This window comes from Chryseobacterium sp. FR054 (genome assembly GCF_056844565.1).
The window spans coordinates 471,124-486,475 of sequence record NZ_JBXDSA010000004.1; the positions used below are offsets into that span (position 1 = coordinate 471,124).

Here is a 15,352-nt window from a genome sequence, read left to right on the forward strand (position 1 = left end):
GCAAAGATACAAAATTTAAAATTGATGAAATTCGTAATATGGTCACATTTTCGTAATTTTGTAAAAGTTTATGAAAGCGCTAAAAACCTTAAACCCTTATTTTTGGAAACACAAAATACTTTTGTTTTGGGGATTCTTATTTATCATTGCCAGTAATTTTTTCAATATTTATAAAGTTCAGTTTATCGGAAAATCTGTGGACCAGCTTGCAGATATGAAAAACGGAAGTCTGGGCTTCAATAAACAGGTACTGATCTATGTGGCGATCATTGTTGTCAGCTCTCTTCTCACCGGTTTTTTTACCTTCATGATGAGACAGACTATTATTGTAGCTTCCAGAAGAATTGAATACGAACTGAAAAATAAAATATACAGACATTACCAGGATCTTTCTTTAACGGATTATAAGCAGACGACCATCGGAGATCTGATGAACAGGCTCAGTGAAGATGTTGTTGCCGTAAGGATGTATCTGGGACCGGGTGTCATGTATGTTGTTAACCTTATCGTTCTTGTCGTGATTACGGCTATATATATGATAAGCACAGATGCTTCAATGACTTTATGGACTCTCCTGCCCCTTCCCGTACTTTCTTATCTTATATTTAAGGTAAGTTCGATTATCAATAAGAAATCGAAGATCATGCAGAAAAGCCAGTCTGCGATATCCACATTTGTACAGGACAGCTTTTCGGGAATCCGTGTGGTGAAGTTTTTTGCCAAAGAAAAGTACATCGAGAAAAACTATGGCATTAAAGTAACCGATTACCAGGACAAAGCTCTGGACCTGGCAAAAACAGAAGCCTATTTCTTTACCATTATTTTATTTGTCATCGGACTTTTGAATGTTTCCGTGATCTGGGTTGGCGGGCAAAAATATATTGCAGGAGAACTGAGTGTAGGTAAGATCGCAGACTTCTTTATGTACATCAACATCCTGATCTGGCCCTTCTCTCTGGTAGGCTGGGTAACTTCAGTCAATCAGCGGGCGGAAGCCTCTATGCAGAGAATCAATGAATTTATGGATAAAAAATCAGAGATTGTGAATACCAACTTTGAGAACTATCCGATCAGAGGGGATATTGAATTCAGAAATGTAACGTATGTTTATCCCAATACCGGAATCAAAGCTCTTGAAAACCTAAGCTTTAAGATCAAAGCAGGTGAATCACTGGCTATTATGGGTAAAACCGGAAGCGGAAAATCCACCATTGCTCTTCTTCTGTGCCGGTTAATTGATCCTACCGAGGGTGAAATTCTGATTGACGGAAAAAACCTGAAAGAGCATAACCTTTATAACTACCGGAAGTTTATCGGCTACATTCCACAGGAAAGCTATCTGTTCTCAGATTCCATTGAAAACAACATCGGTTTTGCCATCGATCATCCTTCTCATGAGAAAGTAGTGGAATATGCAAAAATTGCTGACGTTGATAAAAATATTGCTGAATTTAAAGAGCAGTATAAAACACTTGTAGGTGAACGCGGAGTGATGCTTTCGGGAGGTCAGAAACAGAGAATCTGCATCGCCAGAGCCCTGATTAAAGACCCGAATATTATTATTTTCGACGATTCTTTATCCGCTTTGGATACGGAAACCGAGCAGAACATTCTTGAAAATATCGACAGAAAAATCCGAAACGCCACTTCCATAATCATCACACACAGAGAGTCTAGCGCTCAAAAAGCAGACAAAATTCTCAACCTTACCGAAATTGCCAATTCTGTAACCGCATAGCCGTTTCGTTCCCAATTGTTAAATAAATCATAAAAAAAATTTTGTGATTAAAAGAATTCTTTTATATTTGTTCTTAACAAGATTAAAAAATATCTAACAATGAGTGAATACAAGGAACGCCATGAAAATGAAATTTTCACTAAGGTGTTAAAAGCAGGGAGAAGAACTTATTTCTTTGATGTGCGCGAGACGAAAGCAGGAGATTATTATCTTACGATTACCGAAAGTAAAAAGAACTTCGGAGAGAATGGGGAAGCTACATTCGAGAAGCACAAAATTTATCTTTACAAAGAAGATTTTAAAAGTTTTCAGGAGATGTTTAATGAGTCCACAGATTTCATCATTAACGAGAAGGGTGAGGATGTAATTTCAGAAAAACATGACAAAGACTTCAAAAGCAGATCATTCACAATAGATTCTGATGACGAGGTTTAAAAAAAAGAATATCTAAAAACACAAGCATCTGGAAAAGGTGCTTTTTTTATGTCTGAAAACGAACAGCATAAAATATTTGAAAGCCGGAAACCGGAAGAAAGAAGCTGGAAACTACTTTTAACTATAATTACGTACAGTGTCTATTCAGAGAACTAATTGCTCTTCAGGGCTTTCATAATTTCCCTCTTCTCTATTATTTCCTGAGCAGCAGCATTTCCAAAGCCCCCCGGAAAATATCATCCATTTAAAACAAAAACCTTTTGCCATCAATGAATTCAAAATTTGAAAGATCAACCGGTAAAAAATTATTACGAGGGAGTCCCGAAGGGACGATTTAGCACACAATCGGATACAATCCGATTAATATAAAACAACACCAGAGAACAATACCGGCCATCAGGTTTTATTTCTGCCGGCCAATGATAATCAGTCCAGCAAGAATCGCAAGAATCATCATGACCGTAAAAACTATTTTGAATGCAGAAAGCGGCTTTTTCCCATAAATTTTACCGGTCTGCCCATTAATCATATAAAAGTATGATTTCCCTTTAAACAGATAATGACATCGCCATACCGGCAGAACCATATGTTTAAATGTCTCGTTATAATAGCGGGTTTGCACCGATAATCCTCTGTAAGTATCCTCCTTTAAAAGGCTGATACATATTTCCCGGATTTTATCATCTATATACTGATGAAAATAATTATAGGACTGGGTCAGATCACCATCATAAGCTTTGGCACTCCATCCCAATAAATATTGAGCATTAAAAGGTTTAAGCTTATTTAAGTCATAAGGGTAAATTTCCTCCATCGTTTTCTGTTCAAATTCCTTTGATCCCGACAGAAGCATATCATTAAAAAACTGAACCGTATTTCCCGACTTGTAATGCCATCGTGTTCTCCTCTCCCGTTTTACCTTTTCATGTCCGTTATGGTCTTTATACTTTATATCTACATAATAATAAATTCCGGCTTCTCCGGACCAAGCACTTTCTGTATGAGAATCCAGAGTCCAGAAGGGCACATAGCATCCGTCCATTTTATCGTTAAGAGCCTGTTTCTTCAAGGCAGAATCATTCCAGAATCCTTTGCCGATCCAGCCCTGAAAAATACCCGATGCTTCTTCCCTGGAAATCTCAAAAGGAAGAATAGATTTCGGAGTGATAGGCTTTGACCGATACCCGTCTGTATTAATGATATTATTTTTGCAGTGCCGGCACTCGAAGAAAGCGATATTCTCCGTACATATATTGTCTTTTCCGCATTTTGAGCAACGGAAACTAAATTCTTTCAGCTCAACAACCGGCAGTTTTGAAGCATCTAAAAACGCATTGATCCGCTGCTCAGTAATCAACTCATTACTTTCTGCAATAGGAATAAGTGTGCTGCAGTGTAAACATTTAAGACTCTGGCTTTCTGAATCAAAATTGAGCTCCGAATTACAGTTAGGACACGGATACTCCACTATATTTGCCATAGAAGTCTATAATTGTTTCAGTATTTCCTGCTTTTTTTGGGTAAACTCTTCTTCTGTGATAATGCCCTGTGTTTTTAAATCGTTTAACTGCTTCAGGATATCCATCAGCTCAGTTTTATTTTTCGAAGAGGTATCGGGAGTACTTTGAGCGGACTGGTTCAGCACATTGGTCATCAGCATTCCTGCCCCCATTCCCATTACATTCCCGGCCGCACTGTTTTCAGACATATTCTCCATAGAAATTCCCGCCTGCATTTTATTAAAATCATCAAGACTGCCTTTCAGTACGTTCAGCTGGGTTTTCTTATCGAGCATTTTTTCTACCTCATCAGGAAGAGAAACACTCTCTATAAAAAACTTTTCAAGGCTTATTCCGTAAGCATCGAACTCATTCCGGAAAACAGGCATTAACTTTTCGCTCAGCTCAGAAAACTGAGCTGTTAAATCCAGAACGGTAACATTCGCTTCGGCAAAACCTTCCGCCATTTTGCTCGCTATAATATTTCGGAGAGTTTCCTCAACCTGGTCTGCTTTTACATAAGAATTGGTTCCTGAAAATGCGGTAATAAACTTCTTAGGATCATCTATTTTTATCGCAAAATTTCCGAACGATTTTAAACGGATCTGCCCCAGTTCGGCATCTCTCATAATAACCGGAGATGAAGTTCCCCACTTTAGATTGGTAAACTGTTTGGTACTGATGAAATAAACATCTACTTTAAACGGAGAATTAAAACCATATTTCCAGGATTCCAAAGTAGTGATCACCGGCATATTATTCGTGGTAAGCGTATGAAGTCCCGGAGTGTAGACATCTCCAAATTCACCTTCATTCATCAGAACGGCAGCCTGGCTTTCACGTACGGTAAGTTTTGCACCGTTCTTTATATTATTACCTTCATCCTGGAATTTCCATAATACCGTATCGGTAGTGTTGTCTACCCATTCAATAACCTCTATAAGTTCATTTCTTATAAAATCGAATATGCCCATTTTCTGATGTTTTAATAGTTAAAGTTTCCGGAAACAAATATAACAACTTATTTAATGATGCCTGTCTTTTAGAATATTAAAAAAACTGAGTTTAACCAGGGGAGCCGGGTATAAAAGTCCGGGAGATGGAAGAAGGAGGCTGGAAGTTACTTTTAGCCATAGGTACTGATGGTCTCTATAAATTTTAATATCATAAAATGAGTAAAAAAAGATCAACTCTTATCGTATTGATGATCTTTATATTTTTTTTCGTCCGGTTCCCAGCTTCACTCAGGTATTATAACAAAAGGTACACCGCTGAAAGTGTACCTTTTTAGTTTTATAAAAGCCTGACGTTTATATTTTACACAAGCTCCCTCTTAATCTGGGAAAGTATGGTAGGGTCCTGTATTTCATTGTCTTTAGCCAGCAGTAACACCTTAGACAGGACTTCCGCAGATTTCGGATCATCATCAGCAAAAGGCAGAAATAATCTTCCCCTGTGCTGGGAATGTACCGGAAGAATTGATAAATACCTCCCCGGAGTCTGATGAACAACAGCACTTCCTAAATGCACACTGTATTCCGCCATCTGGCCTTTCACCAATACATGTGAACCTTCTATTTTTATATTATCCAGTTTAAACAGGCGGGCTGTTTCTTTCATCAGCACAGCTCTCATTTCAATGGATGAATGGCTGGCTTCAGGATCTACCCCTCCTACATGCGCTACTGAAACTACCAGATCCACATCACGCATGACTTCCGAGAACAGCCTCGGATTGATTTCTTCAAAAGGAATATTCTTATACGTTTTCAGCGAATGGAATTCTATGGTTTCCAGCGTAGGACTTTCTATATCTGCCGGCGAGAACCAGTCTGCCATCGCATAAAGTTTCACCTGGAAGCCTTCTTTGTGATAAACCTTCTGGAGCCCTTCTTCATGATCTACTTTCCAGCCTCTTGTTTTCAGAAGAGCTAAAGTCTGCTTCGGCTGGATCTGATGCCCGGCATAACGGCGTGATACTGATTTCTCCTGCAGTTCATCCGGTGTCGGCACATACAATTCCCTGAAGATCTGTTTGAACGGCTGGATCAGCTTTTCTGCAAAACAGTAATGCTGATAATCGCTCCATACAGAATTCTGATGCAGATCTACACAATGGGCAATACGCAGTGTATTTTCTCTGTTCAGTTCCTGAATTTCACCATGAGAATTCACCAGGTTTCCATCATGAAAAAATCCGATTTTACCGTCATTGGAAATAAATACCAGCTTTTCCAGGTGTTTTACAATAATGGGATGTTCAAACAGGTTCTGAATTTCAGCAAAAAGGAATTCATCCCCTCTGATCATGGCTTCTTCCAGTCCTTTCCTGGAACGGGTCCACTGCTCACGCATGATTTTACGGTAGTTCCCCAATTCTACCACTGCCTTATCCTTTTTAATTTTCGGAGGAATAGATTTCAGCTGTTTATCATCTCTGAATACCACAAGTTCAGCTTTTCCGTCTGTTTCAATGATTAAACCTACGGTTACGCCATCTACGGTTACCTGGGTTTCTTTTGACAGCAGATTCTGAATCTGTCTGGTTTCCATAGCCCAGGTCAGACGGATCGGATCAGGATAGCCAGCATTTCTTGCCAGGTTTTCTAAGGCAACTCTTACCGCCAAAGCTTCACTGGCCTGTTTCATAGAGCCAAATTCACGGCTTTCCTTTTTAAACTGCTGTATGTATTCGTACCGGCTCAGTACATCTTTCTCCGGATTGGTTTTGCTTAGCGGAACAAGGCCGTATACCCGGAGAAAATCCTGATCTCTTTTATCTTTGACCTTTGCCGTTACCTCTTTGATCTTTAAGCTTCCGGTAAGGGTATCTGAATACAGTCTTGCACGGCGGTGCCCGTTACCGTCTGAAATATATTTGGCCGATTCGTAAAGCATTTCCCAGCGGGCTTTCCCCAGCTCTTTATAAGCTTTGGTAAACCATTCTTTATCCACAGCTCCGTCTTTAAACTCCTGAATATCTACCGATGAATATTTAGCCGCCTCACTTTCCAGTTCCGAATTCTGTTCCTGATAGGCTCCGGTTTTGGTATGGGCGTGCATCCACCAGATCGCAGAATCCAACCCTTTCCAGCCCAAATAGCTGCTGATGAATTTCTGCCACTGCGGAGCATACACAGCTGCCTGTATCAGGCGGAGTTCTGTGATCTTTTCCTTTTTCATTATTTCGTTGAAAGATTTCTGGGTATCCGTTTCCAGAGGATAGCACTGGGAAAGCAGGTAAGAAAATAACTTTTGCCTGGTCATGCTTTCATTGCCATAACTGTATATGTAGTTGGCATACAATCCGGATTTACCCAGCCCTTTCAGTATCTGTGCAAACCTTTCTGCTCCGTATATCGCCCTGAACTCCTGTACAAAGTGGGAAACGGCAGTATTGGCATCGCCACGGATAAGTTCCACATCAAGGAATTTATTCTGTATTTCTGTAATAACAGGTTTCAGGAAAGGGAAGATTTCCAACAGCTTTTCGCTGTTCTGATAGAATTTGACAGTGGTGAGGTTTCTTATGACAGAATCTCCGGTGAAAATCCCTTCGTACAGCTCGTCTTTGGTGATTACCTTCAGCTCATAAGCTTTACAGAATAAGTAGAAATCAGGGACGGTATGCTTTACATTTTCCGGCAGTCCGTTGAACTGCATCCAACGGTATAAATTCCATAGCTTAATCAGCTGTTCGTCTGTAATTTTTCGGAACGGAACCGCATCCAGGAACAGATTGAAAAAGCCTGTCTGCTGCCAGCCGTTTCCGTCGTATCTGTAATAGTAATCGTTTTGTTTTGCCTTATGATTGATAATTTCTTCCGGAAGATTCGCAAATAATGTACTGCAGATGTCCAGCAGGAAGTCTGTTTTTTCTTCAAACACAAATTTATGCTGCAGCGAATCCAGAATATATTTAATAGGGTTATCCCAGAAATAACCTCCTTTCTTAGGATTCGGCAGCACATCTCTACAATAAAACACATAATTGTCAAGAAAATCCCTGAATTTTTTATGGTCGCAGCTTTCTGCAAAGGTCATCAGGAAAAGATCTCTAGGCTCAAGCCCCGAATCTTTATACCACTGCTCCCATACTTCATGCAAAGGATAGTTTTCTGTCAACTGCGCGCCCGTAAAACCTTCGGTATTCCTTTTAATCTGTACGAAACTATTTCCCAGCAGCAGTTTCTGCATAGCACCATCCCAGTTTTCAAATTCGTACTCATAGTCTTTATGTTTCAGGTAGAGGTCATTCAGCTTTTTCAGTTCCGCCTTTATCCGGCTTAATGGCTGTGTGAATCCGTATTTCTCTTTTTTAACCGCTTTTGCATATACGGAATCTGCTTTTACTTCCGGCAGCCCGAACGCAGAAATAACTTTAGGATCATAGAACCCGAAGCCATTTTCAGGGGAAAGCTGCTGTTGATTTCCGGAAGGATTAAGCTGCTCCAGAAGGTTCTGTTCTCTTTCGGAGATCTTTGGCCTTTCAGAATATATTTTGGTCCATTCTGTGATCCGGGCCGACACTCTTCTGTTCTTTTGAAGCTGAAGCATGAGGTCCAGAGAAGCTGTTCTCTGCTCCACATCACCTTTGGTCATCAGTTCATCCACAAACGGAACCACTGTTTCATCCTCCTGCTGAATAACGAGCTCGATCAGTTTTTTACGGAGCGTCCCTCCTTTTCTTTTAAACATATCGAAGAAAGTCATGACTTCTTCTTTATTCAGGGGATTCTGAAGGAGTACATTGATTCCTGAAGCAATCAGAGATTCTCCCCTGTCTTTTATAATTCTGAAAGCAAATTCTTTCTGGAAGGGAGTAACAGCCTTTTTCTTTTTTCCTATTCCGTAAGAGAATGAATAGCAGTAAAAGTCACCTAAAAGTACCCTCGTCAACTGTTCCCGCAATGAAAGTTCAAACTGGTCGAAATAAGAAAGCACCAGATCCAGTTTACTTTCATCTTCTCCTACCAGATAGAACATCGAAGAATAGAAATTATTCTTATTAAAAGTAGCATTAAGCCATGAGAATATCTTCCCCTCGAATTTTTTTTCCTTTATGTCTATCTTTTGGGTTAATGCATGGAGTTTTTCAAAAAAATCCGGATAATCTGCATTATTGATATAGAATTTTGAGTCGGTATTGACACTTAATAATAAGGATAAAGAAGGTCCCACAAATGCCAGCACCTGCAGATCGTCCTCCTGTATTGCTTTATAGAACAGCGGCATCTGGATATAAGGATCTCCGGTTTCCACCGCAAACTTTACCGCCAGACATTTTTTTTCTGTATTTCCTTTATCAAAGAGCTGGTGCAGGTAAGGGACTGTTTTTTCCACATCCCAGACGGCCTGTGCCCAAAGTGCCATGTAGACCTCGTTATTGTTTTTGCTTTTTATGGCAGCAGGAATCTGTTCGGGATTGCTGAAGTAAGTATCTGCCAGCGAGACTATATTTTTCACCACAGATTCTTTTTCCGCATCCCATCCCAATCCTGTCCAGGTATCTATGGCCCTTACAACGGAAGAAAAACGGGTGAGCTTGTGTTCAAGAATCACGTGAACCATATACTGAAGAGCTCCTATACTGGTTTCATCCAGCGCTTCCAGTATGGTCTGCCGGAGACCTTCCTGTCTCTGGGCTGCCAGCAACAGTTTTTCAACGAGCTCCCAGCAGTGCTTCTGTTCACTGTTCAGCAGAGCCTTTATAATGTTTCTGGATACTTTTCCTTCTGTATGTTTATTGAAAATAATATCCTCAATTAACTTGTAGACGGCTGTATTTCCTGTATCAATGGCTGCCGACCATACATAAAACTGGGATGAATTATTGGCTATTGCGTGATCGTAAATGATCTGTTCTTCCAGTGAAAGATCAAAATACTGATTACCGCTGCTGTAATTATAGATTACCGGGAAATTTACAAGCTCCCGCAAAAGGTTCACCTGATTGAGCAACAGATAACTCTCGTTATGCGGTGCCCGGAATGAACGGCGGTAGTATCCTGCCTGATACATTTTGTAAGCCATTTTGTTCCAGGCATACTTTATCAGATCAGCATAAGGTCCAAAGTAATAAACGAGCAGTTCGTAATAATCTTTATCATCCCAGATATCCGGTTTGATGTAATCTTTTAATTTTTCGGCCTCTTTGGAGCCTAAAGTAAGCTGCTGGTAATGATTGGTCTTACCCTTCAGCAGCAGAGCAGTCTCTGCTACCTCTTTTTTAAGTACAGGCTTATCCTGGAAGACACGTGCTGAAATATTGCCTTCTGCCAGTGCTGTGAGGTCTTTTTTTACTTTTTCGTAATAATTGCTGACGAGAGCCTTTGATTTTAGTTTTTCTGTAATTTCCATTTATATTTGTTGCTTAGTGTGATTTTTCTACCAATAGCTTCCCGCCAGGAAGGTAAGCCTGATGAAAGTAAAGGAATGCTCCAGGCCCAGATCGATGATTTGGGTGAGGTTTTCAAGTTGTTCATCATTATAAAATACGGCAAACAGCCCGTCTTCAAAAGCCTGAATGGCATTTTCCTGAGCTTTTGCCAGATCTGCCTTTTTCTGATTGTAGATACTTCCGAATCCTGCTTTTCCTGTATCGGTAAGGATATTCAGATAATTGTCTGTGGGGATTTTAGCATAGTCTTCGTCTTCCAGTTCAAATGATTTTGCATTGAATGCTTCCACCTGCTGCTGAACGATCAGCTTTAACAGCCTTTCCAGCGTAATAGTATTGTCTGTATACTCTATTTCAAGTTTCTGTTCCGAAAGAACAGGGTGTTTTTTACCCAATTGCTTTACTGTGACCTTTATTTCCATATTTGAAGTTAGTGTGGACTAAATATAGGGAAATTTTTCACTGTGGTACCTTCATTCCGCTGTTGTATAGCCTGTAAGAGCATTTTTCCGAATTAAAAAAAACATTATTTAAATCTTTTATTTTTAAGGAAATAAAAATGAAAAAGCCATATGATTTAAGAGCTTTGACTGTTTATCATGATTTAAAATAATTTCTACAATATGAAAACTGACAAATAAATATGAAAATCAGATTATTATCATCTTAAAAACAGCCGGATAAGTTTCATTATTTTCAGATATTCCCGGCATCATACCTGATGGTATCACCCATAATTATTTTAAGGGCAGTGATTCCAGGATGAATTCCTGATATTGAGCCTCTGAAATAGCCTGCATCCCAGTAATAAAATGCAATATTGGAAAAGAAAAGGCTGGTTGCGAAACATTGTTTTGTATAGATTAGCCATTGGGTTGGGATACAAAAATAGATCAGAATGCCAAAAAACGTAATCATGGCCAGCAGTGCAGGAAATATTCTCATCAATCTTTTCTTATAAAAATCAGAAAGGGAGAAGTTATTATCTGAGAGCCCGGACAGAATGATCCGAGTCATTAAATAGCCTGAGATAACAAAGAAAATGTCAACCCCGATAAACCCTCCTCTAAAAAAAGAAAATTTAAAATGATATAATAGTACAGCAACTACTGACAGTGCCCGGAGAAAGGAGTATCATTTCTGAATTTCATGATCAGTTTTAAAAGAAATATTGACTAACCATCAAATATACTTAATTCGGTCCAAACGGAATAAAAATATCAGGAGGAACTGTTGACTGCAGAGACAATTCGGTACCATAAGGGTTGAAACCTGTACCTTTTTTAATGGCAGGCATTCAGATCAGCAGGCTTTTTTATTCAGTTCTCTGCTTTTTCAGGACAAGGCAGTATAAATAAAAAAGTACACTATAAAAAAGTGTACTTTTTCAGATGGCCGTCAGGTAAGATACCGAAACTTCATATTGGTTTGCGGATATTTTTTATACCGATATCCTGTTTACGGGCAGGAGGCCTGCTGAGGCTGCGTTTAATCCCAACCATAATAACCTGTCTATACCGATCTTTTCAGATTTTATAAAATTATTATTCTACAACTTCTATACTTGTTATTTTACCGTTGTCCCAATAGGTGGTTACTTTTGCATTTGTACCAAAAATATTTTTTACATTGAAAATATATTTCTTTCCATCCTCTGTAAAGTAATCAACTTCAGCGTTATTACTCATCATGTTACTTGCAATCACGTGGCCTTCCTGCTTTGCAACATCGTACACATTTTTTCCATCTTTAACATAAGGAGCAAACCCATCCATTAGCCCGATTGCTTTTTCTCCACTATAAGAATCAATGATCTTCTGAACATCTTCAGGAATAGAAAGCTTACTTTTTGTTACCGCTGGATTCATAACGACATATTCAGTCTCAGAAGGTGTAGTGATTACAATTTTGTCAATGCTGGTATTTTCATCTACAAGATAATAAGCATCTTCAAATCCGGTTTCCACATCATGGGAAAAATACTGAAGATCATCCTCTGATTTCAGCTCTTTTTCTTTATTAAAGGCTTTCAGAAAGATCATTTCACTTTTTGGATTTTTCACCTCCAGATAGATATATTTCTTCCCTTTTGGTGCTATCTGTACCTTTTCTTCTTTTGATGAACGCAGTACTTTTCCTTCCTCCAGTTTTACAATAGTGATAGGGTTTTGCTCTATTTTGAATTCTTTACCTATTTCTACCGGAGTACTCTCTTTTCCACAAGATGTAAAAAGAAGCATCAGGGCAAGAACCGGAATTAAAAAAATTGATTGTTTTCTCATGAGTTTATTGATTTTAATTAATATTATTAGTTTTATATGGATGTGTTTTCTTTTGAATTATGATGCAATAATAAATGAAAGCCAGATAATAATTCTGACAAATGAATATCTGTTGAAGCCACGAATAAATTCGTTGGAATTTTATATAAATCTGTTTAAAGACTTACTCGCCTGTTCTGATGTAAGGTCAAAATAGGTGATATTGATAAGTAATGAAGTATTATTCCAGAAAATTAAATGGCATTAAAGGTTTTCACATTCCTTTAAGCAGGTAGAAATAATGAATCCGGATGGAATGAAACTGAGTATATTTTTTCTGATTTCCTGATGGTCATCAATATCAACAATCCTTAGCATAGTGTAATTAGTTTTCACAAATATAATGTTTTTTATAAATAATTTTTATATATATTCTAAAATAAGATTAATAAACACAATTAATATTTACAAACAGGATTAAAAACACAATTTGCTTTTCGGAGCAGAAAGGTATAAAAACAAGAAAAGTACACTTTTTACGGTGTACTTTTCCAGGTAAATCACATTCAAAAATCTGGTCGCATCAGCCTGATGATTCACCGACCTAATTTTTTGTTATGAATATCTTCAGTTATTTTTTAATGATTTTTAATGCCTTCGTATTATCATTTGAATTTACTTTAACCCAATAAACTCCTGGTGCTAAACCGGAAAAATCTATTGTGCCTTCGTTGGCATTCACCTCTTTATTCAATACTTCCTGCCCCAATACATTATAAACCGATACAAAGGAAATCTTCTGATCAAACGAAATAATCAGCTTGTCATGAACAGGATTCGGATAAGCTTTTATGGTATTCTTTGATATGGTAAAATCATCAACACCTAAAGTCGGACAGGCAAGAGCTGTTGGTATTTTTTTATCAACATTAGAGCCGTCACCTAATTGACCATAAAGATTTAATCCCCATGTACTGACAGTCCCGTCGCTTTTTAAGGCAAAAGTATGTGATATTCCACCGGCAATAGTCTTCCAGGTTGTAAGACTGCCTATCTGTACAGGAACGTTACTATTTGCAGTAAGTCCGTTTCCTAACTGACCATATTGATTCCTTCCCCAGGCCCAGAGTGTTCCGTTGGATTTTATTGCAAGGGTGTGATTTCCTCCGGATGCAATATTCTGCCAGTCAGCAGCGGTTCCGATTTGTGTTGGAATATTCTTATCTGTGGTTGTTCCGTCCCCGAGCTGTCCATTCGCATTATATCCCCATGCCCAAAGTGTTCCGTCTGTCTTTAATGCTGCAACATGAAGTGCTCCTACACCAAGACTCTGCCAATTGTTGGCGGTTCCAATTTGAGTCGGTACTAATCTATTGGTATTGGAGGCATCTCCAACAGTACCGTAAGTATTGCTTCCCCAGGCCCAAAGTGTTCCGTCTGTTTTCAAGGCAACGGTAAAATCCTGTCCGCACTGAACAGCTAACCAGTTATTGGCAGTTCCTATTTGAACGGGTACCAAACTGGTTGTAGTGTTGCCCGTACCTAACTGTCCATACGGATTAAGCCCCCAGGCCCACAATGTACCGTTATTTTTTATAGCAACGGTATGATACATTCCACTGTCAAAGGTTTTCCAATCATTATCATTAGCACTTCCCACCTGAACCGGTGTATGCTGATCTGTATTTGTACCATTTCCCAACTGGCCTGAATTTGCTCCCCATGCCCACAGTGTTCCGTCTGTTTTTTGAGCAATTGTGTGATTGCTTCCACCGGCTATCGCTTTCCAGTTATTACCTGTCCCTATTTGTTTCGGGATTGATGAATTAGCTGTGGTACCATTTCCTAATTGTCCTGAGTAATTATTTCCCCAGGCCCATAATGTTCCGTCAGTTTTTATAGCTACACTATGTAAGCTACCCGCGCTTATTTTTTGAAAACAGCCGTTTTGAACATCACCTGGCGTCATTTTCGTCAAACCAAGCTGCAATGTTCCCAGCCAGATAGTCCCTGAAGATACTGTCTTAACTGCACTGAAATAGTCATCCGGCAAACCTGAATTTGTATTTTCTCTGGTATAGGTCGTGCAATTTGTAAAGTTTTGCAAACCTGCTCCGTTAAAGCCAATCCATACCTTGTTGTTAGTGTCAAGATCCAAAGCCTTCGGGTTGTATCCTGCAAGGCAGGAAGTGCTTTGATAGATAAATGTAAGGTTAGTTCCGCTTGTTGTTAAGGTAATTAAGCTATCAGAACCTTTCAGATACACTGTATTATTGGCAATTCTCAATATACGTTCGGTTCCCTGAGCTACAAAATCAAAATCAGTTCCGTTGAATTTATACAATACCCCTCCATTGGTAACCCAAACGCCATTATTACTGTCAGTTGCCACAGAATTCAGGTTGTTTACAGAAGTATAAGTAGTCCAGGCAGTCCCGTTGAATTTTGTAAGTCCTGAATCTGTTGCAATCCAAAGGTTATTCTGCCCGTCAACCGCTATATCATTGATTGCATTAGCCGGTAAGCCTGAATTGGAAGTTGTATAATTCGTCCAGGTTGTACCGTTATACAAAATAATCCCATTGAGTTGAGAAGCAATCCATTTTCTGCCTAAACCGTCAATTTGAATTTTTATAATTGAATTGGATGCAATACCGGAATTCGCCGTATTATAATTGGTAAAAGCCGTTCCGTTAAAAGTTGAAATCCCGTTAGAAGTCGCCAGCCATAATAAACCATTGGCATCGGTTTCAATATCCGCAATATAGTTGCTTCCTATTTCTGAATTGGAAGTATTGTATGTTGTATAACTATACGTTTGTGCAAATGCAGAAATTGAACTGAGGATTAAAAATAAAAAGTAGAGTTTTTTCATGGTTTTAAATCTCTTCATGTTTAAGTTTCGTAATATTTCTCCTACTCGTTTAGCTTTTCGGTTCCGCTTCGTTTGAATGGTTTCTGAACTCCATATGAAATGCAGGCCTTCCAAAATCAAATTAATTCACGAAAAAATACAGGC

General features: G+C 38.9%; 9 protein-coding genes. 2 read left to right on the forward strand and 7 right to left on the reverse strand.

Annotated features, from left to right (window positions below; translation table 11 throughout):
• Positions 1–70 precede the first annotated feature (70 nt).
• Together AC106S_RS18395 and AC106S_RS18400 are read left to right on the forward strand one after the other, a co-directional pair.
• Entirely contained in the window at positions 71–1,738 is a 1,668-nt protein-coding gene (locus AC106S_RS18395) for an ABC transporter ATP-binding protein (protein WP_482441134.1), read from the forward strand.
• Positions 1,739–1,837: 99 nt separating this feature from the next.
• On the forward strand, positions 1,838–2,173 hold the full coding sequence (locus tag AC106S_RS18400; RefSeq protein ID WP_027375472.1) for a DUF3276 family protein: 336 nt from the start codon (positions 1,838–1,840) through the stop codon (positions 2,171–2,173).
• Between the two features lie 403 nt (positions 2,174–2,576).
• Here AC106S_RS18400 and AC106S_RS18405 read toward each other — a convergent pair whose 3' ends face one another.
• The 7 genes from AC106S_RS18405 to AC106S_RS18435 form a co-directional block, all read right to left on the reverse strand.
• Positions 2,577–3,653: a TFIIB-type zinc ribbon-containing protein gene (locus AC106S_RS18405; protein WP_482441135.1), complete on the reverse strand. Its 1,077-nt coding sequence runs from the start codon at positions 3,651–3,653 to the stop codon at positions 2,577–2,579.
• A 6-nt stretch (positions 3,654–3,659) separates the two neighbouring features.
• Positions 3,660–4,646, reverse strand: coding sequence for an SPFH domain-containing protein (locus AC106S_RS18410; protein ID WP_482441136.1), 987 nt, complete (start codon positions 4,644–4,646; stop codon positions 3,660–3,662).
• Between the two features lie 343 nt (positions 4,647–4,989).
• Positions 4,990–10,032 carry a DUF5724 domain-containing protein gene (locus tag AC106S_RS18415; protein ID WP_482441137.1) on the reverse strand — a complete coding sequence of 1,681 codons (5,043 nt, stop codon included), beginning with the start codon at positions 10,030–10,032 and terminating at the stop codon, positions 4,990–4,992.
• Between the two features lie 27 nt (positions 10,033–10,059).
• Entirely contained in the window at positions 10,060–10,494 is a 435-nt protein-coding gene (locus AC106S_RS18420; RefSeq protein ID WP_482441138.1) for a hypothetical protein, read from the reverse strand.
• Between the two features lie 274 nt (positions 10,495–10,768).
• Positions 10,769–11,188, reverse strand: coding sequence for an acyltransferase family protein (locus tag AC106S_RS18425; protein WP_482441253.1), 420 nt, complete (start codon positions 11,186–11,188; stop codon positions 10,769–10,771).
• Positions 11,189–11,616: 428 nt separating this feature from the next.
• On the reverse strand, positions 11,617–12,354 hold the full coding sequence (locus AC106S_RS18430; RefSeq protein ID WP_482441139.1) for a hypothetical protein: 738 nt from the start codon (positions 12,352–12,354) through the stop codon (positions 11,617–11,619).
• Positions 12,355–12,964: 610 nt separating this feature from the next.
• Positions 12,965–15,208: an RCC1 domain-containing protein gene (locus tag AC106S_RS18435; protein ID WP_482441140.1), complete on the reverse strand. Its 2,244-nt coding sequence runs from the start codon at positions 15,206–15,208 to the stop codon at positions 12,965–12,967.
• Positions 15,209–15,352 lie beyond the last annotated feature (144 nt).

Bases quoted from the DNA above. Each gene is read 5' to 3' on its own strand.
- AC106S_RS18395 (WP_482441134.1), top strand. From the start codon at position 71: ATGAAAGCGCTAAAAACCTTAAACCCTTATTTTTGGAAACACAAAATA.
- AC106S_RS18400 (WP_027375472.1), top strand. From the start codon at position 1,838: ATGAGTGAATACAAGGAACGCCATGAAAATGAAATTTTCACTAAGGTG.
- AC106S_RS18405 (WP_482441135.1), bottom strand. From the start codon at position 3,653: ATGGCAAATATAGTGGAGTATCCGTGTCCTAACTGTAATTCGGAGCTC.
- AC106S_RS18410 (WP_482441136.1), bottom strand. From the start codon at position 4,646: ATGGGCATATTCGATTTTATAAGAAATGAACTTATAGAGGTTATTGAA.
- AC106S_RS18415 (WP_482441137.1), bottom strand. From the start codon at position 10,032: ATGGAAATTACAGAAAAACTAAAATCAAAGGCTCTCGTCAGCAATTAT.
- AC106S_RS18420 (WP_482441138.1), bottom strand. From the start codon at position 10,494: ATGGAAATAAAGGTCACAGTAAAGCAATTGGGTAAAAAACACCCTGTT.
- AC106S_RS18430 (WP_482441139.1), bottom strand. From the start codon at position 12,354: ATGAGAAAACAATCAATTTTTTTAATTCCGGTTCTTGCCCTGATGCTT.
- AC106S_RS18435 (WP_482441140.1), bottom strand. From the start codon at position 15,208: ATGAAAAAACTCTACTTTTTATTTTTAATCCTCAGTTCAATTTCTGCA.